The sequence below is a fragment of the Planomonospora sp. ID82291 genome (assembly GCF_015711645.1).
Lineage (GTDB): Bacteria > Actinomycetota > Actinomycetes > Streptosporangiales > Streptosporangiaceae > Planomonospora.
The window spans coordinates 788,117-810,730 of the sequence record NZ_JABTEX010000001.1 but is presented as its reverse complement, the minus strand read 5'-3'; the positions used below and the strand labels follow the sequence as shown (position 1 = coordinate 810,730).

At 72.9% G+C, this 22,614-nt stretch carries 15 protein-coding genes and 1 other RNA gene; 11 read left to right on the top strand and 5 right to left on the bottom strand.

The features are described from left to right. The first annotated feature begins 232 nt into the window (after positions 1-232). Positions 233-5,263: an NAD-glutamate dehydrogenase gene (locus HS045_RS03415; RefSeq protein WP_196449706.1), complete on the top strand. Its 5,031-nt coding sequence runs from the start codon at positions 233-235 to the stop codon at positions 5,261-5,263. A gap of 138 nt (positions 5,264-5,401) precedes the next feature. Here HS045_RS03415 and HS045_RS03410 read toward each other — a convergent pair whose 3' ends face one another. Continuing rightward, complete coding sequence (locus HS045_RS03410; protein ID WP_196449705.1) at positions 5,402-6,448, bottom strand: hypothetical protein; 1,047 nt, start codon at positions 6,446-6,448, stop codon at positions 5,402-5,404. A gap of 108 nt (positions 6,449-6,556) precedes the next feature. Between HS045_RS03410 and prfB the strand changes: the two genes are divergently transcribed. Continuing rightward, the gene (prfB, locus tag HS045_RS03405) at positions 6,557-7,675 is read left to right on the top strand and encodes a peptide chain release factor 2 (protein ID WP_196449704.1); all 1,119 of its coding nucleotides are present in this window, start codon (positions 6,557-6,559) and stop codon (positions 7,673-7,675) included. Between the two features lie 109 nt (positions 7,676-7,784). Here prfB and HS045_RS03400 read toward each other — a convergent pair whose 3' ends face one another. Continuing rightward, complete coding sequence (locus HS045_RS03400) at positions 7,785-7,976, bottom strand: hypothetical protein (protein ID WP_196449703.1); 192 nt, start codon at positions 7,974-7,976, stop codon at positions 7,785-7,787. Between the two features lie 234 nt (positions 7,977-8,210). Here HS045_RS03400 and ftsE point away from each other — a divergent pair, with 234 nt between their 5' ends. From ftsE to ssrA, 5 genes are all read left to right on the top strand, one after another. After that, a complete protein-coding gene (ftsE, locus tag HS045_RS03395; RefSeq protein WP_043620538.1) occupies positions 8,211-8,900 on the top strand; it encodes a cell division ATP-binding protein FtsE in 690 nt (229 codons plus the stop codon). A 57-nt stretch (positions 8,901-8,957) separates the two neighbouring features. Continuing rightward, positions 8,958-9,866, top strand: a complete 909-nt coding sequence (gene ftsX / locus HS045_RS03390) for a permease-like cell division protein FtsX (RefSeq protein WP_196449702.1) — start codon at positions 8,958-8,960, stop codon at positions 9,864-9,866. A 22-nt stretch (positions 9,867-9,888) separates the two neighbouring features. Continuing rightward, complete coding sequence (smpB, locus tag HS045_RS03385; RefSeq protein WP_196449701.1) at positions 9,889-10,356, top strand: SsrA-binding protein SmpB; 468 nt, start codon at positions 9,889-9,891, stop codon at positions 10,354-10,356. Between the two features lie 2 nt (positions 10,357-10,358). Then, a complete protein-coding gene (locus tag HS045_RS03380; protein WP_196449700.1) occupies positions 10,359-12,254 on the top strand; it encodes a penicillin-binding transpeptidase domain-containing protein in 1,896 nt (631 codons plus the stop codon). 471 nt (positions 12,255-12,725) lie between these two features. Beyond that, positions 12,726-13,113, top strand: a transfer-messenger RNA (tmRNA) gene (gene ssrA / locus HS045_RS03375). Between the two features lie 160 nt (positions 13,114-13,273). On the opposite strand, the gene HS045_RS03370 is transcribed toward ssrA, so the two are convergent. Continuing rightward, the gene (locus tag HS045_RS03370; protein ID WP_196449699.1) at positions 13,274-13,534 is read right to left on the bottom strand and encodes a hypothetical protein; all 261 of its coding nucleotides are present in this window, start codon (positions 13,532-13,534) and stop codon (positions 13,274-13,276) included. Positions 13,535-13,807: 273 nt separating this feature from the next. On the opposite strand from HS045_RS03370, the gene HS045_RS03365 reads away from it, so the two are divergent. Next, a complete protein-coding gene (locus HS045_RS03365) occupies positions 13,808-15,208 on the top strand; it encodes a D-arabinono-1,4-lactone oxidase (RefSeq protein WP_196449698.1) in 1,401 nt (466 codons plus the stop codon). A gap of 145 nt (positions 15,209-15,353) precedes the next feature. Then, a complete protein-coding gene (locus tag HS045_RS03360) occupies positions 15,354-16,202 on the top strand; it encodes an isocitrate lyase/phosphoenolpyruvate mutase family protein (RefSeq protein WP_196449697.1) in 849 nt (282 codons plus the stop codon). Between the two features lie 5 nt (positions 16,203-16,207). Here HS045_RS03360 and HS045_RS03355 read toward each other — a convergent pair whose 3' ends face one another. Continuing rightward, positions 16,208-17,284 carry a S1C family serine protease gene (locus HS045_RS03355; protein WP_196449696.1) on the bottom strand — a complete coding sequence of 359 codons (1,077 nt, stop codon included), beginning with the start codon at positions 17,282-17,284 and terminating at the stop codon, positions 16,208-16,210. A gap of 123 nt (positions 17,285-17,407) precedes the next feature. Next, positions 17,408-18,892, bottom strand: a complete 1,485-nt coding sequence (locus tag HS045_RS03350) for an AMP-binding protein (RefSeq protein ID WP_196449695.1) — start codon at positions 18,890-18,892, stop codon at positions 17,408-17,410. A 130-nt stretch (positions 18,893-19,022) separates the two neighbouring features. On the opposite strand from HS045_RS03350, the gene HS045_RS34120 reads away from it, so the two are divergent. Then, positions 19,023-20,186 carry a hypothetical protein gene (locus tag HS045_RS34120; RefSeq protein WP_230883411.1) on the top strand — a complete coding sequence of 388 codons (1,164 nt, stop codon included), beginning with the start codon at positions 19,023-19,025 and terminating at the stop codon, positions 20,184-20,186. 54 nt (positions 20,187-20,240) lie between these two features. Then, positions 20,241-22,493 carry an acyl-CoA dehydrogenase gene (locus tag HS045_RS03340; protein WP_196449693.1) on the top strand — a complete coding sequence of 751 codons (2,253 nt, stop codon included), beginning with the start codon at positions 20,241-20,243 and terminating at the stop codon, positions 22,491-22,493. Positions 22,494-22,614: the final 121 nt, after the last annotated feature.

Below are 22,614 nucleotides of genomic sequence, written 5' to 3'. Positions count from 1 at the left end.
GCACGGTGGCGAACGGGTGACGGTGACCGGTCGCCACGTTGACGTTTCGCCACTTTTCAGGTGGTATCAGGAACGGTGGCCCGCGCCGATCGACGGCGATCGGCGCGGATGGTCACCGCCGCACCCGCGGACCGAGCATCATTTCCCCTTGTACGGGCACCTGGAGGTGCCCGGATCTGGTGTAGATCCGGTCAAAGATGAGCAATACCCCTCACAAAGGAGTGAGAGCGACATGCCGCTCGAAGAGGCCAAAGACGAGCTGCTGAGGAGTGCCGCCGCGAGCTGCGCGCACACCCCCGGCGGCGACTGCGGGAGCGCCGAGGAGGCGCTCGCCTTCCTGCGGCTCTACTACCGGCACGTCGCGCCGGAGGACCTGCTGGACCGCGACCCGGTCAACGTGTACGGCCCCGCGACCGCCCACCGCCAGCTCGCCGAGCGGCGCCCCCAGGGCCGGGCCCTGGTGCGGGCCTACACGCCGAATCTGGAGGAGCACGGCTGGGACCCCGGCCGCTCGGTCGTCGAGGTGGTCACCGACGACATGTCCTTCCTGGTCGACTCGGTGACGATGGAGCTCAACCGCCACGACATCGGCACCCATCTGATCATCCACCCGCAGATGCGGGTGCGCCGGGACATGACCGGCAGGCTCCTCGGCCCCGACGAGGAGGACGTCACCGGGCAGCTGCTCGTCGAGTCCTGGATGCACTTCGAGATCGACCGGCAGAGCGAGCCCGCCGTGCTCCGGCGGCTCGAGGAGGACCTGCGGCGGGTCCTGTCGGACGTGCGCTACGCCGTCGAGGACTTCCCCAAGATGCGGGCGCTGGCCGTACGGACCGCCGAGGACGTCTCGGTGAACCCGCCGCCGCTCGACCTCGCCGGGGTCGAGGACAGCCTGGAGCTGATGCGCTGGCTCGCGGACGGGCACTTCACCTTCCTCGGCTACCGCGAGTACCGCCTGGAGCACGGCGAGCAGGGCGACGAGCTGCGCGCGGTGCCCGGGACCGGGCTGGGCATCCTCCGGCACGACAAGGCGGGTTCGGGCAGCTTCGCCGCGCTCCCGCCCGAGCTGAGGGCCAAGGCCCGCGAGAAGCAGCACATGCTGATCGTCACCAAGGCCAACAGCCGCGCCACCGTGCACCGCCCGGCCTACCTGGACTACGTCGGCGTCAAGCTCTTCGACGAGGCGGGCGAGGTCGTCGGCGAGCGCCGCTTCCTCGGCCTGTTCACCCACGCGGCCTACAACGAGTCGATCGCCCGCATCCCGGTGCTCCGCCGCAAGCTGTCCGAGATCCTCGGCATGGCCGGGTTCTCCGCGGAGAGCCACGACGGCAAGGACCTCATCGAGATCCTGGAGACCTACCCCCGCGACGAGCTCTTCCAGACCTCGGTGGAGCAGCTCCTGCCGATCGCGCTCGGCGTGCTCCGGCTCCGCGAGCGCAAGCAGGTCAAGGTCTTCCTGCGCCCGGACGACTACGGCCGCTACGTCTCCTGCCTGATCTACCTGCCGCGCGACCGCTACACCACCAAGATCCGCATCAGGATGCAGGAGATCCTCCTCAAGGCGCTCGGCGGCGCCTCCCTCGACTACAGCGCGATGGTCGGCGAGTCGGCCCTGGCCCGGCTGCACGTCGTCGTCCGCGGGGAGCGGGGCAGGCAGCTGGAGGCCGGCTCCGTCGACGTGGGCGAGCTGGAGGCCGTGCTGGCCGCCGCCACCCGCTCCTGGGAGGACGACCTGGCCGCGGCCATCACCGAGCTGAGCTCGGAGGCCGAGGCGCCCCGCCTCGTCCGCCGCTACGCCGCGGCCTTCCCCGAGGGCTACAAGGCGGACTTCCCGCCCCGGATGGCGGTCGCCGACCTGCGCCGGCTGGAGGCCCTGGCCGCGTCGCCGGCGTCCTCCCCCCCGGTCGTGTCCTCCTCCGCGGCCGCGTCCTCAGCGTCCCCGGCGTCCTCAGCGTCCCCGGCGTCCTCAGCGTCCCCGGCGTCCCCGGCGTCCCCGGCGTCCCCGACGTCCCCCGGGACCTCGGACGCGCCGGAGCCGTCCGACGCGATCGGGATGAACCTCTACGAGCCGTACGACGCCCCCGAGGGCGAGCGCCGGTTCAAGCTCTACCGGATCGGCCGGCCGATCTCCCTGTCGCAGGTGCTCCCGCTGCTGCAGCGCATGGGCGTCGAGGTGGTCGACGAGCGGCCCTACGAGATCGACCTCGACAACGACCCGGCGACGAAGGACGCCTGGATCTACGACTTCGGCCTGCGCTACACCCCCTCGCCGGAGGTGGACCGGGACGTCTTCAAGCGGCTCTTCCAGGACGCGTTCGACGCGCTGTGGCGGGGCCGGGTGGAGAGCGACGGCTTCAACGCGCTCGTCCTGGCCGCGGGCCTCACCTGGGAGCAGGCCGAGATCCTGCGGGTCTACGCCAAATACCTGCGCCAGGCCGGGACCGCCTTCAGCCAGGACTACATCGAGCGCGTGCTGCAGGGCAACGTCCGGCTCGCCCGGCTGCTGGTCGGCCTGTTCGAGGCCCGGCTCGACCCCGCCCGCCCCGAGGAGACCCGCCGGGACCTGGCCGCCGCGCTGCACGAGGAGATCCTCGGCGCGCTGGACGACGTCGCCTCCCTGGACGAGGACCGGATCCTGCGGGCCTACCTGGAGATGATCCAGGCCACGCTGCGGACCAACTACTTCCAGCGGGTCGACGGCGAGCGCAAGCCGTACATCGCGGTGAAGCTCGACTCGCCCTCGATCGGCGTGCTGCCGCTGCCCCGGCCGAAGATCGAGGTCTTCGTCTACTCGCCCCGGGTCGAGGGCGTGCACCTGCGCTTCGGGAAGGTCGCCCGCGGCGGCCTGCGCTGGTCGGACCGGATGGAGGACTTCCGCACCGAGGTGCTGGGCCTGGTCAAGGCGCAGATGGTGAAGAACACCGTGATCGTGCCCACCGGCTCCAAGGGCGGCTTCGTGGTCAAGAACCCCCCGAAGACAGGCAGGAGGGAGGACCTCTTCGCCGAGGGCGTCGCCTGCTACCGGATGTTCATCTCCGGCCTGCTCGACCTCACCGACAACCTCGTCGACGGCCGCGTGGTCCCGCCCGCCGACGTGGTCCGGCACGACGAGGACGACACCTACCTGGTGGTGGCCGCCGACAAGGGCACCGCGACCTTCTCCGACATCGCCAACGGGGTCGCCAAGGAGTACGGCTTCTGGCTGGGCGACGCCTTCGCCTCCGGCGGCTCGGTCGGCTACGACCACAAGGGCATGGGCATCACCGCCCGCGGCGCCTGGGAGTCGGTCAAGTACCACTTCCGCAGCCTCGGCGTGGACGTGCAGACCACCGACTTCACCGTCGTCGGCATCGGCGACATGTCGGGTGACGTGTTCGGCAACGGCATGCTGCTCTCCCCGCACATCCGGCTGGTCGCCGCCTTCGACCACCGGCACGTGTTCATCGACCCGCACCCCGACGCCGCCCGCGGCTTCGCCGAGCGCGCCCGGCTGTTCGCGCTGCCGCGCAGCTCGTGGGAGGACTACGCGCCCGAACTGATCTCCGCGGGCGGCGGCGTCTGGCCGCGCACGGCCAAGTCGATCCCGATCTCGCCGCAGGCGCGCGCCGCGCTCGGCATCCCCGACGGGATCGCCGCCATGGCCCCCAACGACCTGATCGGCGCGATCCTCAGGGCCCCGGTGGACCTGCTGTGGAACGGCGGCATCGGGACCTACGTCAAGGCGTCGTCGGAGTCGCACGCCGACGTCGGCGACAAGGCCAACGACGGCCTGCGGGTCGACGCGGCCGAGCTGCGCTGCAAGGTGGTCGGGGAGGGCGGCAACCTGGGCCTGACCCAGCTCGCCCGGATCGAGTACGCCCTGGGCGGCGGGCTGGTCAACACCGACTTCATCGACAACTCCGCGGGCGTGGACACCTCCGACCACGAGGTGAACATCAAGATCCTGCTGGACCGGGTGGTCCGCGACGGCGAGCTCACCGACAAGCAGCGCAACCAGCTCTTCCTCGACATGACCGACGAGGTCGCCGGACTGGTCCTGCGCGACAACTACGACCAGAACGTGGTGCTGGCCGCGGCCCGCGCGCAGGCGCCGGAGATGCTGCACATCCACGCGCGCTACCTGCGCCGGCTGGAGCGGGACGGGCTGGTCGACCGGGGGCTGGAGTTCCTGCCGTCGGACAAGGCGCTCGCCGAGCGGCGCCAGGCCGGGCTCGGCCTGACCGCGCCGGAGTTCTCCGTGCTGCTGGCCTACACCAAGCTGGTGGTGGACGCCCAGATCCTCGGCTCCGACCTGCCCGACGACCCCTACCTGGCGTCCTGGCTGGTCTCCTACTTCCCCTCGGCGCTGCGCGAGCGGTTCCGCCCCTTCATGGACGACCACCCGCTCCGGCGGGAGATCATCACCACCTGCGTGGTGAACGACCTGGTCAACTCCAGCGGCACCACCTTCATGTTCCGGGTGGGCGAGGAGAGCGGCGCGTCCGCCCCGGACATCGCCCGCGCCTATCTGGCCACCCGGGAGGTCTTCGACCTGCCGAGCTTCTGGCGGGCGGTCGAGGAGCTGGAGAACAAGGTGGACGTCTCCACCCAGCTCGCGATGGAGCTGGAGGCGCGCAAGCTGTGCGAGCGCGGCACCCGCTGGCTGCTGGGCAACCGCCGGCCGCCGCTGGACCTGGCCTCCACGGTGGGCTTCTTCACCAAGGGCATGAACGGCCTGCTCCCGCACCTGCCCAAGCTGCTGACCGGGTCCGACCTGGCGGCGTTCGAGGACCGCAGGGACTCCTTCATCGCCCGCGGGGTCCCCGACGACCTCGCCGAGCGGGTCGCCGCGATGGTCCCGGCCTACTCCACCTTCGACCTGGTGGAGATCGCCGCGAGCACCGGCCGCCCGGTGGACGAGGCCGCCGAGGTCTACTTCGACCTCGCCGACCGGCTCCGGCTGGCCGGGCTCCGGGAGCGCGTCATCGCACTGCCCCGGGACGACCGGTGGAACTCCATGGCGCGGGCCGCGCTCCGCGACGACCTGTACGCCGCGCACGCCGCGCTCACCCGGGGCGTGCTGATGGGCAGCGAGTCCGGGCTCTCGCCCGAGGAGCGGCTCGCCCGCTGGAGCGAGGTGAACGCGGCGGCGGTCGCCCGGGCCCGGCAGACGCTCTCGGAGATCTGGGAGAGCGACGACTTCGACCTGGCGACGCTCTCGGTGGCGCTGCGCGCGGTGCGGACGCTGGTGGCCTCCACCGGCCTGCCGTACATGGAGGGCTGAGCGTCCGGTCCGCCGTACGCGGGGGGCTGAGCGCCCGGTCCGCCGTACGCGGAGGGCCGGGCGCCCCGGTCCGTCCCCGTCCGGGCCGGGTCTCCGCGGGACCGCCGGCGTCCCCGCGGAGACCCGGACGGGAGCGGGTCAGGACACGAAGACCTTGGTGATGCCGCCGAGATAGCCGATGACCCTGGCCGGCTCGCCGCTCTCCTTCGCCGGGACCACGCTCACGTACTGCTGCGTCTCCACGGTGCGCAGCTCCTTGCGGGCGTAGGGCATCGTGGTCAGCCCCCGCGCCGGCCGGGGGATCGGGATGTACGGCGCGCAGGGATCGATCTTGATCGTCCGGGTCGTCGTCCTGACCAGGGAGTACATCACCAGCGCCCCGCCGTCCACGGTGCGCAGCGCGTGGACCGGGTACCCGGCCGCGGCGAAGATCGAGTCGTAGTTGAGGCAGCCGGTCCGCTTCTCCGCCGTGCGCGTGGCCGCGATCTCGGCCGCGTGGGCGGTGGTGTGCGGGCCCTCGGCGATCAGCCCGGCGGAGAATCCCGCCGCCCCCTCCTCCGCCGTGGTCGCGTGCAGCGGCGCCATCAGCCGGGGACTGATCGCCACGGTCATGTCGTCCTCGGCCAGGCCGGCGGCGTACCCCTCGGCGTCCAGGGCGATCTCGGGGAGCGCGTCGTCCAGCAGCGACAGGGAGCTGACCTGCCAGTCGTCCGCGCCCTGCCGCACCAGCGTCAGCACGGCGGGGCGGGCCCGCCCGGCGGCGTCCCGGCGGTCCACCACGGCGGCGAACCATACGGGCCCCCGCGCCGATCGGGGGACCAGCAGCCGCGGCGCGCCCCAGGTGTAGCGGGGCGGGTCCCCGCCCTCGGCCTCCGCGCTGTCGTAGGCGGCCTGGGCGAGCGCCAGGTGTCCGTCGCGCGCCTGCTTGAGCAGGTGGTGCCGGTCGGCCAGCAGGCGCGGCGCGGCCGAGCCCAGGACCTCGTCGGCGGCCAGGACGGCCCGCAGCGCCCGGCCCGCCTCCTCCAGCGTGACCTGCGGGCGCGCGGAAGGCGTCGGCGCGGGGGTCGTGCCGCCGGTCCGCGCGACCGGGGAGGGGGCGGCGCCGCCGGACCCGGAGCAGGCCCCGGACGCCACGGCCAGGACCAGGGCCAGCACGAGCAGCCCTCGTCGCCCGTGTCTCCGCACGCCAACCTCCTGATGGTCCCCGCCGCGGCGCCCATGCTATGGCCTGTCCGGTCGTGAGGGGTCGTGCCGTACACAACGGGGTGCGGTGGTCGCGTACCCTTTACAGACGTGGCAGTCATCGATCCGGCAGAAGAGATCAACGAGCTTACCGGCACGCTGAGCAGCATCCAGGACGTGCTGGACCTCGACGCGATGCGCAAGCAGATCGAGGAGCTGGAGGAGCAGGCCGCCGCGCCCGACCTGTGGAACGACCAGGAGCGGGCCCAGAAGGTCACCAGCAGGCTGTCCTACATGCAGGGCGAGGTCAACAGGATCGAGTCCCTGGGGCAGCGCCTGGAGGACCTGGTGGTGCTCTACGAGCTCGCCGCGGCCGAGGACGACGCCGACACCCTGGAGGAGGCCGGCCGCGAGCTGGAGTCCCTCCGGCGCGACGTCGGCGCCCTGGAGATCCGCACCCTGCTCTCGGGCGAGTACGACGCGCGCGAGGCGGTCGTCACGATCCAGTCCCAGGCGGGCGGGGTGGACGCCGCCGACTGGGCGCAGATGCTCCAGCGGATGTACCTGCGCTGGGCCGAGCGCAAGGGCTACCCGACGGAGGTCTACGAGACCTCCTACGCCGAGGAGGCCGGGATCAAGTCGACGACCTTCACGGTCAAGGCGCCCTACGCCTACGGCACGCTCCGCGGCGAGCACGGCACCCACCGGCTGGTCCGGATCAGCCCGTTCGACAACCAGGGGCGGCGGCAGACCTCCTTCGCCGGGGTGGACGTGGTCCCCGTCGTCGAGACGACCGACCACATCGACATCAACGAGGACGACCTGCGGGTCGACGTCTACCGGTCCTCCGGCCCCGGCGGGCAGGGCGTCAACACCACCGACTCCGCGGTGCGCCTGACCCACCTGCCCACCGGCATCGTGGTCTCCTGCCAGAACGAGCGCTCCCAGCTGCAGAACAAGGCGACCGCGATGGCCGTCCTGCAGTCCAAGCTGCTGGAGCGCAAGCGCCAGGAGGAGGCCGCGGCGCTCAACGAGATCCGGGGCGAGTCCACCACCTCGTGGGGCACCCAGATCCGCAACTACGTGCTGCACCCGTACCAGATCGTGAAGGACCTGCGGACCGGCACCGAGGCGGGCAACCCGGGCTCGGTGCTCGACGGCGACCTCGACGGGTTCATCGAGGCGGAGATCCGCTGGCTGCGCCGCCAGGAGGCGGGCACGGACGCCTAGACCGGGCCGCGGCGGCCCCGGAGGGCTCCGCGGGGTCCCCCGGGGCCGAGGGGCCGGGCGGGGGGACGCCCTCCCGGACTCCGGGAGGGGCCGGTCCGCGAGGGGCCGGTCAGCCCTTCGCGAGATGCTCCAGCGCCAGGGTCAGGAAGAACAGGACGATCAGCGCCAGCGAGACCAGCGCCGGAGTCATCCCGCCCAGGCCCGCCTGGTGCATGCGGTCGCGGTTGGCCCGGCACAGGGGGCAGCGGCCCTCGGCGACGGGATGGGCGCACCGCGCGCAGACCAGATCGTCACAGCTCATGGGATCCTCCCCTTCGGAGTCGGAACCACTTTATGCGGTCGTTACCGGGCGCCGAATCGTTTTGTTTCCGTTATGGACCTTCCATGCCGGTCTTCCCCCTAGACTGGGCTCCGGCCAACCGGAACGTCGATCCAGGTAAAGATCGGCGCCCCCCGGCCGGCGAGAGGCGGAAAGTGGACCTCTGCCACTACCGTGACCGTCCTAACCCCTAGACTGGCATGCCGTGATGCGCCCGTGATCCATTTTGATAATGTCACCAAGGTCTACGCGAACCAGAACCGCCCCGCGTTGGACCACGTCAGCGTCGACGTCGACAAGGGTGAGTTCGTGTTCCTCGTCGGCCCCTCGGGGTCCGGGAAGTCGACTTTCCTCCGACTGATCCTGAAGGAGGAGCGCCCCAACTCCGGGGCGATCCACGTCGCCGGCAAGGATCTTGCCCGGCTGTCGAACTTCAAGGTCCCGCACCTGCGCCGCCGGATCGGCTGCGTCTTCCAGGACTTCCGGCTCCTGCCGAACAAGAACGTGTACGAGAACGTCGCGTTCGCGCTGGAGGTCATCGGCAAGCCGCGGCGGTTCATCCGCAAGGTCGTGCCCGAGGTCGTCGAGCTCGTCGGCCTGGAGGGCAAGGCCCACCGGATGCCCGACGAGCTGTCCGGCGGTGAGCAGCAGCGGGTCGCGATGGCCCGCGCGTTCGTCAACCGGCCGATGATCCTCCTGGCCGACGAGCCGACCGGGAACATCGACCCGGCGACGAGCATCGGCATCATGAAGGTCCTCGACCGGATCAACCGGACGGGCACCACGGTCGTCATGGCCACGCACGACGCGGCCATCGTCGACTCCATGCGCAAACGCGTGGTGGAACTGGAGGACGGCAAGATCGTCCGTGACCAGTCGCGTGGCGTGTACGGCCAGGCGTACTGAGCCCCAGGACGTCCCGGGACGTCCCAGGACCCGGAAAGCGACAGCGACAGGAAGAGCATGCGGGCAAACTTCATCTTCTCCGAGGTCTGGATCGGCCTCCGCCGCAACCTCACGATGACCATCGCGGTCATCGTGACCGTGGCGATCGGCATGGCGCTGCTGGGCGTCGGTCTGATGATCAACTCCCTGGTCTCCGGCATGAAGGACTCCTGGTACGACAAGGTCGAGGTCTCGGTCTTCCTGTGCAAGAAGAACGACCCCTTCCCCCAGTGCAAGGGCAGCGGCGGCGTCGACGCGCAGGAGCAGGCGGCGCTGAAGGCGACGATCGAGGCCATGCCGCAGGTCGAGCGCGTCGAGTTCGAGGACGCCGCCAAGGCCTATGAGAACTTCAAGGCGCAGTACGCCGACAACCCCGTGATGATCACGGCGATCCAGGTCGAGGACATGCCCGAGTCCTTCCGGGTCAAGCTCAAGGACCCCGACACCTACGGCGCGGTGATCGAAGGGCTGCAGGGCGCCCCCGGGGTCTCCAACGTGATCAACCAGAAGGAGCTCCTGGAGAAGTTCTTCGGCCTGCTGGAGAAGCTCCGCTGGGCGGCGCTGACGATCGCGATCACCCTGGTCTTCGCGGCCACCCTGCTGATCGGCAACACCGTCCGGCTGTCGGCCTACAACCGCCGCCGCGAGACGGGCATCATGCGGCTGGTCGGCGCCTCGAACCTCTACATACAGCTCCCGTTCGTGATGGAGGGCGTGATCGCGGGCCTGATCGGCGGCGTGATCGCGGCGGTCCTGCTGATCGTCAGCAAGGTGTTCCTCTTCGACAGCGTGCAGCTCTACCTCGGCGGCACCGCCCAGCTCTCCTGGGAGACGGTCGCCTCGTCGATCAGCGTCACGATGGTCTTCGGCGTGCTCATCTGTGTCTTCGCCTCCTTCGTCACGCTCCGCCGTTACCTCCGTGTGTAAGGCATCCCGGTAGGCTCCAGGCATGCCACGTGAGACCGGGCGGAAGGTCATCGCCCAGAACAAGCGTGCCCGGCACGACTACCACATCGAGGACACCTACGAGGCCGGCCTCGTGCTGCAGGGCACCGAAGTGAAGTCGCTGCGCCTGGGCCGCGCCTCCCTCCTGGACGGATACGCCACCGTCAAGGACGGCGAGGCGTGGCTGATCAACATCCACATCCCGGAGTACACCATGGGGACGTGGACCAACCACGCGGCGCGGCGCACCCGCAAGCTGCTGCTGCACCGCAAGGAGATCGACAAGCTGGTCGCCAAGACGAAGGAGGGCGGCCTGACCCTGGTGCCGCTCTCCCTCTACTTCAAGGACGGCCGGGCCAAGGTCGAACTGGGCCTGGCGCGCGGCAAGAAGGACTGGGACAAGCGGCAGACGCTGGCCGAGAAGCAGGCCAAGCGGGAGATGGCCCGCGCGGTCAGGCACCGGAACCGGTGACCGTGACGGGGAGGGCTCGCAGGGCCGCGACGGCGGCGCTCGCGCTGGCGGTGACGGCCCCCGTGCTGTCCGGGTGCTTCGCGGAGCCGTCGGCCCACGACGCGGTCCGCGACTTCCTGGTCGGCTGGCAGACCGGCGACTACGCCATGGCCGCCCGCCGCACCGACGGCGACGAGCAGAAGGTGCGCCGGGCGCTGGAGGACGTCCGGATCCAGCTCGACGCGGCCTCCTTCCGCTTCGGCCTCAAGGGGGTCAGCCGGACCGGGGACGAGGCCGAGGCGACCTTCGAGGCCGAGGTGGACCTGGGGGAGAACAACCCCCTGTGGGAGTACGACGGCAGGCTCCCGCTCCACCTGGTGGACGGCCGGTGGAAGGTGCGCTGGTCGCCCGCCGTGCTCCACCCCGAACTGCGCGAGGGCCAGCGCTTCGCGGTGGACATCGATCCGGAGGACCGCCAGCCGATCGTGGACCGCAACAACGATCCGCTGCAGCGGCCCGCCAACCTGCACGTGGCCAGCGTCACCCCGGCCAGGCTGCAGGACGCGGCCGGGCTCTGCGAGCGGCTGGCCAAGGTGACCGGCTTCCCCCAGGACCGGCTGCTCAGCCGGATCCGCTCGGCCCCTCCGAGCGAGGAGCTGCCGCTGGTGACCTTCGGCCGGCTCCGCTTCGCCCAGCTCCGCCCGGAGCTGGAGGCCATCGAGGGCCTGACGTTCTCCGTGCGCGAGGCCTCCGTCGCGCCCGACGCGCCCACGCAGATCGTCGGCACCGTCACCGCGGTCACGCCGGAGACCGAGCAGCAGCTCGGCGGCCCGCAGCGCGCCGGGGACACCGTCGGCAGGAGCGGGCTGCAGAAGGCCTACCAGGAGCACCTGACCGGCTCGACCGAGACCAGCGTCATCATCGTGGACCTCAAGACGCTGGAACCCGTCGCGGAGCTCGCCAAGTGGCGGCCCGGCCGTACGGCCTCGCCGGTGCGCACCACGCTCGACCGCAAGACCCAGGCCGCCGCCGACGCCGCGCTGGCCGCGGGCGGCCCCGGCATGCTGGTCGCGGTCCAGGGGTCGACCGGCGAGGTGCTGGCCGTGGGCGGCACCAAGGAGTACCACCAGGAGAAGAACGGAAGCTCCCCGGCCTTCGCGGGGGAGTTCCCGGCGGGGACCGCGTTCTCCGTCATGGCCGTGGAAGGGCTGCTCAAGTCCCAGGTGGACCTGGAGCAGAAACTCGACTGCCCCGCCGAGCGGACCGTGGGCGGCATCCGGTTCCGGCAGGCGGGAGCGCCCGCCGGCGGCACCCCGACGATCCAGGCCAGCTTCGCCGGGGGGTGCGTCACGGCCCTGGCCTCGCTCGCCCGCCGGGTGGACGGCACCGCGCTGACGGCCGCCGCCGCGAAGTTCGGCATCGGCGTGCCGTGGACGCTCCCGCTGCAGTCCTTCAGCGGGAAGGTCGAGCCCCTGAAGAACGACGCGGCCACGGCCCGGGCCCTGGCCGGGCAGAACGTCTCGGTCAGCCCGCTGTCGATGGCGCTGGTCGCGGGGGCGATGGCCTCCGGCACCTGGCATCCGCCGGTCCTGGTCAAGGAGCCGGCGACGCAGGATCCGTCCGACGAGGCCGAGCCGCCCCGGCCGGTCGCCCCGATCGAGCTCGACGAGAAGACGGCCGAGACCCTCCGCGCCCTCATGCGCGCCGGTGTGACCTCGGGGTCCGCCCGCGCGGCGGCGGCGCCGGGGGATCCGGTCCACGGCGTCACCGCCGCCGCCTCCGCCGACGGCAGGCCGATGTCCTGGTTCGTCGGCTGGCAGGGGGACGTGGCCGTGGCGGTGCTCCTGGAGAACCCGAGCCCCACGGCCGGGGCGACCGTCGCGGGCCGGTTCTTCCAGAACCTGCGCGCCGGGATGTGAACCTGCGCGCCGGGACGCGCGCCGGGACGTGAACCTGCGCGCCGGGAGGCGAGCCTGCGGGTCGGGACGCGGGCCGGGGGAGGACCCCGGCCGGCAGGCGGGTCCCGGGAGACGGGGGAGGACCCCGGCCGGCAGGCGGGTCCCGGGAGACGGGGGAGGACTTCGTCACCCGGAGCAACCATCCGGGGCTCCGCGTGCGTCCTTCCCCATGACTGGGCACCGCTCGGGGGGTTGCGGACCCGGTCGCCGTGATGAGACCAGGGCTTCGTCTCGGGGGAGGCCCTGCCCTCATCGACCGGCTCGACCCTGCCGGTCGGCCCCGGGGGCGCGTGCGAGACGCCGCGGCCCCGGGGCTTCGCCGTTCTCCCGTCCGACGGGGCGATGGGAATCCGGTTGGCGCCGGAGGCGTTGTAACCGGTATCGTCAGAGGGTCCGCCCCTCCTCGTGGGGAGCGGGTTGACAACTCAACAGGGGGGTGACTGGTTTCGACTTTGGCTTTGCAAGTCAGGAGAAGCGGGTCGAGGACTGCGGACATAACCTCGTTAACACTGTGACCGCGACCAATAAGTGCCAATAAGACGCACTCCGAAGTCAAGAGCCAGGGCAGCCTGGCCCTCGCCGCCTAAGCAGCGAGTGGCTTCTGCCGGCCCGGGAGCGCCTCCGGCCCGGATCCGGCATCGCTAGGAGGCTCAACCGCGAGACCCGGCCACGGGGTCGAGCGGGAAATCTGACAGTGGCTGAGCCCGTCGGCGTCTTGCCTGCGTGATCGCCGGGGCTGAGAAAAGCACAGCAGGCTGCACCCGGAGAAGCCCTGTCTTGGAGTTGAAGGACGCGGGTTCGATTCCCGCCACCTCCACCCCCGCTCCGCATGCGGACCATGCGGAGCAGATCGCCGAAGGGCGGTCGGCCGGCGACCTCGCCGGCCGGCCGCCCTTCGGCTTTCCCGGACGCGGGTACGGCCGACCGCACACCTGGCCGGGTCCCGCCCGTCCGCCGAAGGTGGTGCGTGCGGCGTCCCATCACGTGGGGCCACGCCTCGGGCGGGTCACGGGAACCACGGTGAGGAGATGGTCGAGGCCTTTGAAATCTCCGGGATTGCAGGTGTAGAGCGGCAACCGGTTCGCGATGGCGACGCAGGCGATCATCAGGTCCGCGGTCCGGGGGCGAGGTCTGCGGCCTGAGGCGACGACGGAGATCCAGAGCTGGCCGTACTCGCGGGCGGCGGTATCGTCGAACGGCAGAGGATCGAACTCGGCTTCGGCGCCTTGCAGGATCTTCATTCGCTGGGCGAGTTCCTGCGGACCGTCGGCTACCAGTACCCCGGCGGAGAGCTCCGCCGTCGTCGCGTTCGCGTGACCGTTCGCTTCCCGGACCGGGCCGGACCGGACCGGACCGTCGAGCGGCGAATCGTCGGAGGCAGGCGAACCGGAGCCGGGCGCTCAGCGGATGCCGGAGGTGCGGGGGCGGCGCCCGGCCGGGGACGCACCGGCCCTAGGGTGCGAGGCGGAAGGCAGGGACACGCCGTTCCCGCCGAACCTGGGAGGGGCCGCAGGATGACCACGACGGAGACGAACTGGGCGGGAAACATCGCCTTCCGCGCCGGACGGGTCCACCGCCCGTCCTCCGTCCCGGAACTGCGGGCCCTGGTCGCGCGGAGCCCGCGGATCCGGGCCCTCGGCACGGGGCACTCGTTCAACGACATCGCCGACTCGCCCGGCGACCTGGTCTCGCTCGCCGGTCTCCCGCCCGAGATGGAGACGGACGCCGGGACCGGGACGGTGCGGATCTCCGCGAGCGTGCGCTACGCCGAGCTGGGCCGCCGCCTGCACCACGCGGGATACGCCCTGCCCAACCTCGCCTCCCTGCCGCACATCTCCGTCGCCGGCTCCTGCGCCACGGCGACCCACGGCTCCGGCGACGCCAACGGCAACCTCGCCACGGCGGTCTCCGCGCTGGAACTGGTCACCGCGGACGGCGATCTCGTGACCCTCTCCCGGGACGCGGACGGCGACCGGTTCCGCGGGGCGGTCGTGGGCCTCGGAGCCCTGGGCGTGGTCGTCTCCATGACGCTGGACGTCGTGCCGGCGTTCGGCGTGCGGCAGTACGTCTACGAGGGGCTGCCGTTCGAGGCGCTGGACGACCACTTCGACGCGATCGTCTCCGGCGCGTACAGCGTGAGCCTGTTCACCCGCTGGAGCGGCCCGCTGGTCGACCAGGTGTGGGTCAAGCACCGGATCGATCCGGAAGGCGCGGACGGCCCTGCCGGAGCAGGCGCCGCGGACGGTGCGGGCGGTGGACGTCCGGCGGTGGGCCGTACCGGGATGGACGGCGGTCCGGAACCGGAGCCGGACCCGCACGGCGCGCGGCCGGCGGACCTGTACGGCGGGCGGCCGGCGGACCTGTACGGCGCGCGGCCGGCGGACGGCCCGCGCCACCCCGTGCCCGGAGTCTCCGCCGTGCACTGCACCGAGCAACTGGGCGTGCCGGGGCCGTGGTTCGAGCGCCTGCCGCACTTCCGGCCGGACTTCACCCCGAGCAGCGGGGAGGAGCTGCAGTCGGAGTACCTGCTGCCCCGGCGGCACGCCGTCGCGGCGCTGCACGCGCTGGACCGGGTCCGTGACCGGATCGCCCCCGTCCTGCAGGTCTCGGAGGTGCGCACCGTCGCCGCCGACGAGCTGTGGATGAGCCCGTCCTACCGGCGCGACACCGTCGCGGTGCACTTCACCTGGGTCAAGGACACCCCGGCGGTGCTCCCGGTGATCGGGCTGCTGGAGGAGGTCCTGGAGCCCTTCGAGGCCAGGCCCCACTGGGGGAAGCTCTTCGCCACCCCGCCCGCCGTCCTGCGGTCCCGCTACGAGCGGCTGCCGGACTTCCTGGACCTGGTGCGCGGGTACGACCCGGCCGGGAAGTTCGCCGGCGGCTTCCTGGAGCGGCACCTCCTCGGGGACCTCTGAGGCGGTCTTCCCCAGGCCCGGCGGTGGGGAGGCGCGGGAGGGCCGGTGCAGAGACGCCCCGCGGAGCGCCGGAGCCGCGGGGCGCCGCCGGTCGCGTCCGGAAACCGCCGGTCCGCCGCCGGAGCACGCTGATTTAATGATCAGCATGATGAATCTCGGTGAGAAGGCCGCTCTCTTCCACTCCCTGCACACCCGGGACGGCCGGGCGCTGGTCCTGGCCAACGCCTGGGACGTCGCCAGCGCCCTGCTGGTGGAGGAGGCCGGAGCGGAGGCGGTCGCCACCACCAGCGCCGGGGTGGCGTGGAGCCTCGGCGCCCCCGACGGCGACCGGCTCGACCGGGACCGCGCCCTCGACCTCGTCGCGCGGATCGCCGCCGCGGTGCGGGTGCCCGTCACCGCCGACATCGAGAGCGGATTCGGTGAGACGCCCGAAGCGCTCGCCGAGACCGTCCGCGCCGTGATCGAGGCGGGTGCGGTGGGGGTGAACATCGAGGACACGGTCCGGGACGGGAACGGGACCCCGGGGCTGCGCCCGGTCGGGGAGCAGGCCGCCCGGATCGCCGCGGCCCGCGCGGCGGCCGACGCCGCGGGCGTGCCCCTGTACATCAACGCCCGGGTGGACGTCTACCTGCGCGGCACCGGAGACCCGGAGGCCCGTCTGGCGGCGGCGCTGGAACGCGCCGCCGCCTACCGGGACGCCGGGGCCAGCGGGATCTTCGTCGTCGGGCCCACCGACCCCGACACGATCGCCGCGCTGGTCAAGGGGACGGATCTGCCGCTGAACGTCCTGGGCGGGCCGGGGGCGCCGTCCGTCGGCGAGCTGGCCGCCCTCGGCGTCGCGCGGGTCAGCGCGGGTTCGGACATCGCCGCGGCGGCCTACGCCGTCGCCCGGCGGGCGGCGCGGGAGCTGTACGAGTCGGGCACCTACACGGCGCTGGCCGGAGGGGTCGGGTTCGGCGAGCTCAACGCCCTCCTGGCCCGCCGGGACGGGTGAGCGCGTCACTCGCCGGAGAGCTCGCCCAGGGTGACGGTGACCGTCGAGGTGGAGCCGTCGGGGCGCAGGAGGCCCACCTCGGCCTCCTTCCCCGGCGTGAGGGTGGCGAGCACCTCGGAGAGCGCCTGCGTGGTCGGGGTCTCGGTGCCGCCGACGGAGACGATCACGTCGCCGGGCTCGATGCCCGCCCGCTCGGCGCCGCCGCCCGGGGTGACCCGCATGACGCCGACGCCCACCGGCCGCCCCTGGGCGCCGACCACGGTCTGCACGGCCACGCCGAGCGCGGCCCGGCGGGTGTTGGTCACCTTGCCGCCCTTGATGATCTGGTCGGCGATGTCCGTCACGGTGTCGGACGGGATCGCGAAGCCGATGCCCGGGGCCGCGCCACCGCCGAGTTCGGGGTTGGTGGCGGCGAGGGTGGGGATGCCGATGACCTCGCCCGCCAGGTTGACCAGGGCGCCGCCGCTGTTGCCCGGGTTGATCGCGGCGGAGGTCTGGATGGCGTTGGTGATCGTGGCGCCGGGCGAGCCCTGCGTCTGGGGTTCGCTGACCGTACGGCCCAGCGCGGAGACGATGCCGTTGGTCACGCTGCCGGACAGGCCGAGCGGGTTGCCCATCGCCAGCACGATCTGGCCGACCCGGAGCCTCCCGGAGTCGCCGAACGTCGCCGGAGCGAGACCGGTGGGGTCGTCCACCTTGATCACGGCCAGGTCGCCGAGCGTGAAGGACTCGACCAGCCGGGCGGGCCGGGGGGCGCCGCCGCTGGCCAGGGTGACCTCGAACTCCCGCGCCTCGCCGATCACGTGGGCGTTGGTGACGATGTGGCCCGCGCTGTCGTAGACGACGCCCGAACCCAGCCCGGTCCTCGTGTTGATCTGCACGATGGACGGGAGAACCTCGCCGATGACCCGCTCGTAGGCGGCCTCCAGCGCGGCGGGCCCGCCTGCGGGGGAGGTGGGGGAGGCGGTGGCGGCGGGGGTCGCGGGACCTGAGGCGGACCGGGTGCCGAGGTCCGCGCTGCAGCCGGTGAGTGCCACCGCGACGGCGGTGAGCAGTGCGAGATGCGCGCGTGGTCTCTCCATGCGGGCTTACCTTCCCGGCCCATGGGGAAAAATTACGGTTACGTCGCCGTCGCCTGCCGGACCGGGGCCGCCGTCACCCGCCGGACCGGGGGCCGGGAGGGCCGGGCGAACCGGGCGGGCCGGTCAGGACGACAGGTACGCCTCGCGCACGCCGGTGCGGCTGAGCTTGCCGGTGGGCGTGCGGGGGAGCCGCTCGCGGTACTCGATCAACCGCGGGTGCTTGAGCCGGGCGAGCCGTCCGGCGCAGTGGGCCAGCAGGCCGGCGGTCAGGTCCGGGCCGGGTTCGGAGCCCGGCGCGGGCTGGACGAGGGCGACGACCTTGTGCCCCCACTCCGGGTCCGGCACGCCGATCACGGCCACGTCCGCCACCGCGGGGTGCTCCAGGAGCACCGCCTCCACCTCGGCGGGGTAGATGTTCACCCCGCCCGAGATGATGAGATCGGTCCGCCGGTCGCAGAGGAACAGGTAGCCGTCGGAGTCGAGGTAGCCGATGTCGCCGGCGGTGTAGAGGCGCCCGCGCATCGACGAGGAGGTCTTGGACGGGTCCCGGTGGTACTCGAACCGGTTGATGCCGCCGATGTAGACGAGGCCGGGCTCTCCGGGGGGCGCCTCCTCGCCGTCCTCGCCGACGACGACGAGCCGCATGCCCTCGACCGCCCGGCCGACCGTGCCCGGCCGGGCCAGCCACTCCGCGGAGGAGACCATGGTGACCGCGGCGGCCTCGGTCGAGCCGTAGTACTCCCACAGCACCGGGCCGAGCCAGTCGATCATCGCCTGCTTGGTGGCGGGCGGGCAGGGGGCCGCCCCGTGGTAGAGGTGCGTCAGCGACGACAGGTCGTACCCGGCCCTGACCTCGGCGGGCAGGGCCAGGAGCCGGTGGAACATGGTCGGCACCATGAACGTGTTCGTCACCCGGTGCCGCTCGACCAGCTCCAGGGTCTCCTCGGCGTCGAACCGCTCGGTCAGCACGAGCGCGTGGCCGTACTGCAGCGCCATCATGGCCTGGCCGTACGGGGCGGAGTGGTAGAGCTGCGACAGCACCAGGTGGACGCCGTCGGACGGCAGCCGGAAGTGGCGCCAGCTCTTGCGGAGCAGGATGGGGAAGAGCTCTTCGGGGGTGACCTCGATCAGCCGCCTGCGCACGCCCTTGGGCTTGCCGGTGGTGCCCGAGGTGTAGAGCATCATCGACCCGGCCCGGCGCTCGGCGGGCGGGGTGGCGGGCCGGTCGGCGGCGAGCGCGGCGACCTCCTCGTAGCCGCCCGGTACGGCGTCGGCGTACCGCTCGCAGCCGACCACCGCGCGGGCCGCGCAGTCGGCGATGATGTAGCCGATCTCCTCGGCGGTGTAGTGCCAGTTCACCGGGACGAGGTAGGCGCCGATCTGGTAGGTGGCGAGCATCATCGTGATCGCGTCGACGCCGTTGGGCAGGACCGTCACCACGGCGTCGCCGGGCGTGACGCCGCGGGCGAGCAGCCCGTGGGAGACGCGGTTGACCCGGTCGTGCAGGTCGCCGTACGTCACCGGGGCGGCGTCGTGGCCGGGAGCGGTGCCTCCCAGGACGGCGGCGCGGGCGGGGTCGGCGGCGGCGATCTCGTAGAAGCCCCTCATGAGCGCGACCATACAGAACTAGATTCTGTCGGCGGAAGGGGGGTGGCCGCCTGCGGTGAGCCGTGTGCTCGCGGCACAAGCGTCGCGGGAAACGGTGTGTCGGGCACCTAGGCGACGTAACCTGGCGGCCATGGCGGACGCTGACGGCACCTCCTCTGGACGCTCCCGGGACAGGCGGGTCCCGTCCTCCGAGGCGCCCACCACGCCCCTGCCCGTCGTCCGCCCGGAGGAGGACCCGCTCGTCACTCCGCGCGTGCCCCGGCGGCCCCGGAAGCGGGAGGACGTCCAGGTGTCCGGCCCCGGCCGGGCGGTGCCGGATTCCGCCGGACCTGACGGGCCCGCCGGACCTGACGGAGCTGCCGGATCCGCCGGACCTGACGGACGTGACGGAGCCGCTGGAGTCGCGGGAGACGCGCCCGGCGGTGGCGCCTCCGTCGGCACTCCCGTCGGCACTCCCGTCGGCGCCCCCGGTGAGGCCGCCCGGCCGTTCCGTCTCGGGGCGCCGCCCGCTCCGCCCGCCGGGCGGGACCTGCCGCGCGGGGTGGCGGCGCGGATCGCCGACATCCCGGTCCGGCTGGTCTACAGCGCCGGGGCCGCCGTGGTGACGGTCCTGGCGATCTTCTCGGTCTTCGCCCTGTTCTCCGGTGACGAGCCCGCCGATCCGGTGCCGCTGCGCCGGCCGGTCCCGGGCGCCGCGCCCACGGCGGCGTCCGCCCCGCCGAGCGCGTCCCCCACGGCGGCGGTCCCGCCGCGGCTCCCGAAACCGCCGAGGTCCAGGCCGCTGCCGGCGCTGCCCGGCAGGCCGAGCCCGGTGGTCGGCGCGGTCGTCGACCGGGAGAGCGGGATCACCTACGTCAGGCTGGGCGGGCCGTGGACGGACGGGCCGGTGCCCCGGTTCGCCGCGGGCCAGCGGGTGGGCGGGGCGCGCCTGCCGTGCACGACGGTCGGCTCGCTCCCGCTGCCCGGCAGGGCGCCGTGGACCGGGCCGCGGACCGACGCCGGTTTCCGCGCCGCGGCGGTGGGCGCGGTGCGGTGGGCGCTGCGCACCTGCTATCCGCCGGGCGCCCGGGTCGTGTGGACCGCCTCGCAGCGGCCCGCCGCCGGCCGGGGCTGGGTGCTGGGCTACCGCGTCGACTACCGAATCGGCGGCGTCCGGCGCGGTTCGCAGGCGGTGCTCGCGGTGCTGGAGACCCGCCGGGCCGAGCCGGCCGTGTTCCTGGCGACCGTACCGGACGGACGCAGGCGGCTCTGGGCGGATCTCGCGCCTCTGGTGGCGAGCGTCCGCGCGTTGTGATGGAAGCACCTTCTAGAATATGATTCTGCTACTGAATCGTTTCTGGAGGCTGTCATGGCGATCGGGTTGAGCGAGGAGCACGAGGCGCTCCACGCGTCGGTGCGGGGCTGGGCCGAGCGGAACATCCCGTCCGAGGTCGTACGGGCCGCCATCGCGGCCGAGAGCGAGACGCGTCCCGCCTTCTGGTCCGGCCTGGCCGACCAGGGGCTGCTGGGGCTGCACGTCCCCGAGGAGCACGGCGGCAGCGGGTACGGCCTGCTGGAGACGGCCGTGGCCGTCGAGGCGCTGGGCGAGCGGGTCGCCCCCGGCCCCTACGTCCCGACGGTGCTCGCCAGCGCCGCGATCCTCGCCGCCGAGGGCAAGGCCTGCGCCGAGCTGCTGCCCGGCCTGGCCGACGGCACGCTGACCGGCGCGGTCGCGCTGCGGGGCTCGATCTCCGGCCGGCAGGGCGGGGACGGCGCGCTGACCGTCGGCGGCACCGCCGAGTTCGTCCTCGGCGGGGCGCTCGCCGACGTCCTGGTGCTCCCGGTGGACACCGGCCGGGGCGAGGTGTGGGTGGCGGTGGACGCCTCCGCGGCGACCGTGACACCGGTCAAGGCCCTGGACCTCACCCGCGGCGTGGCCACGGTCGAGCTCGACGACGTCGCCGTGCCCGCCGGCCGGGTGCTGGACGGGCTGACGGGCTCGGCCGTGCTGAACCTGGCCGCGATCCTGCTGGGCGCCGAGGCCGCGGGCGTCGCGTCGTGGTGCGTGGCCTCCGCCGCCGAGTACGCCAAGGTGCGCGTGCAGTTCGGCCGCCCGATCGGCCAGTTCCAGGGCGTCAAGCACAAGGCCTCCCGGATGCTCGTCGCGCTGGAGCAGGCCCGCGCCACCGTCTGGGACGCCGCGCGCGCCGCGGAGCGGCGAGCGGACGCAGCGAGCGGAGCGGGCGCGACCACGGGCGCGGGCGCGGGCGACGAGCCCGCCTACGCCGCCGCGATCGCGGGGGTGACCGCTCCCGACGCCGCCGTGCACTGCGCCAAGGACGCCGTGCAGATCTTCGGTGGCATCGGCTACACCTACGAGCACGACGTCCACCTCTACTACCGCCGCGCGCTCACCCTGCGCGCCCTGCTCGGCCCGAGCGCCGAGTGGGCCGAGGCGGTCGCCGAGCTCGCGCTGAACGGCGTCTCCCGTGAGATGGAGATCGAGCTCCCCGAGGACGCGGCCGCGCTGCGCGAGTCGATCCGCGCCGAGATCGCCGCGATCGCGCGGCTGGAGGGCCAGGAGCAGAAGCGGGCGCTGGCCGGCGCCGGGTTCGTCATGCCGCACCTGCCCCGGCCGTGGGGTCGCGGCGCGAGCCCGCTGGAGCAGGTGCTGATCTTCCAGGAGCTCAAGGCCGCCAGGGTCAAGCTCCCGCAGATGATCATCGGTGCCTGGGTGGTGCCGTCGATCGCCGCGTACGGCACGCCCGAGCAGCAGGAGCGCTTCCTGCCCAAGACGCTCGCCGGTGAGATGATCTGGTGCCAGCTCTTCTCCGAGCCGGGCGCCGGGTCCGACCTCGCCGCGCTGCAGATGAAGGCGGAGCGGGTCGAGGGCGGCTGGAGGCTCAACGGCCAGAAGATCTGGACCTCGGTGGCGCACTTCGCCGAGTGGGGCATCTGCATCGCCCGCAACTCCGCCGAGGGCTCCAAGCACGAGGGCATCACCTACTTCCTGGTCGACATGAAGGCGCCCGGCGTCACCGTCCGGCCGCTGACCGAGATGACCGGCGAGAACCTGTTCAACGAGGTCTTCCTCGACGACGTCTTCGTCCCGGACGACCTGGTCGTCGGCGAGGTCGGCGAGGGCTGGAAGGTGGCCCGCAACACCCTGTCCAACGAGCGGGTCTCGCTCTCGTCGGGCTCGGGCGGCACCGGAGCCTCCGTCCCCGACCTGCTCGGCCTGGCCGGGCGGCTGGGCCGGGAGCCGACCCCGGCCGAGCGCCAGGAGCTGGCCCGGGTGGTCTGCGAGGGGCACTCGATCAACGCCCTCAGCCTGCGGGTGACGATGAAGCAGCTCGCCGGGGCGGAGCCGGGCGCCGACGCCTCGGTGCGCAAACTGCTGTCCACCTCGCACGCGCAGCACGTCTCGGAGTGCGCGGTGGGGCTGCTGGGCGCCTCGGCGGTGCTGGCGGCCGACGTCAAGCTCGGCGACCCGGGCCTCTGGAACCGGGCCGTGCTCGCGACCCGCGCCATGACGATCTACGGCGGCACCACGGAGGTGCAGCTGAACATCATCGCCGAGCGCATGCTCGGCCTGCCCCGCGACCCGGAGCCGGGCAAGTAGGTCCGGCGCCGCCGCCGTCCCCGCCGTCCCCGCCGTCCTCGCCGATGACGGCGGGGACGCAGCCGCAGCCGCAGCCAGCGCCGGTGACGGCGGTGACGGCGGCACGGCGGCTCCGGGTGGT

Excerpts from the sequence above, each read along its gene's own strand:
- HS045_RS03415 (WP_196449706.1), top strand. The coding sequence starts at position 233 with ATGCCGCTCGAAGAGGCCAAAGACGAGCTGCTGAGGAGTGCCGCCGCG.
- HS045_RS03400 (WP_196449703.1), bottom strand. The coding sequence starts at position 7,976 with ATGAGCTGTGACGATCTGGTCTGCGCGCGGTGCGCCCATCCCGTCGCC.
- ftsX (WP_196449702.1), top strand. The coding sequence starts at position 8,958 with ATGCGGGCAAACTTCATCTTCTCCGAGGTCTGGATCGGCCTCCGCCGC.
- smpB (WP_196449701.1), top strand. The coding sequence starts at position 9,889 with ATGCCACGTGAGACCGGGCGGAAGGTCATCGCCCAGAACAAGCGTGCC.
- HS045_RS03370 (WP_196449699.1), bottom strand. The coding sequence starts at position 13,534 with ATGAAGATCCTGCAAGGCGCCGAAGCCGAGTTCGATCCTCTGCCGTTC.
- HS045_RS03365 (WP_196449698.1), top strand. The coding sequence starts at position 13,808 with ATGACCACGACGGAGACGAACTGGGCGGGAAACATCGCCTTCCGCGCC.
- HS045_RS03360 (WP_196449697.1), top strand. The coding sequence starts at position 15,354 with ATGATGAATCTCGGTGAGAAGGCCGCTCTCTTCCACTCCCTGCACACC.
- HS045_RS03355 (WP_196449696.1), bottom strand. The coding sequence starts at position 17,284 with ATGGAGAGACCACGCGCGCATCTCGCACTGCTCACCGCCGTCGCGGTG.
- HS045_RS03350 (WP_196449695.1), bottom strand. The coding sequence starts at position 18,892 with ATGAGGGGCTTCTACGAGATCGCCGCCGCCGACCCCGCCCGCGCCGCC.
- HS045_RS34120 (WP_230883411.1), top strand. The coding sequence starts at position 19,023 with ATGGCGGACGCTGACGGCACCTCCTCTGGACGCTCCCGGGACAGGCGG.
- HS045_RS03340 (WP_196449693.1), top strand. The coding sequence starts at position 20,241 with ATGGCGATCGGGTTGAGCGAGGAGCACGAGGCGCTCCACGCGTCGGTG.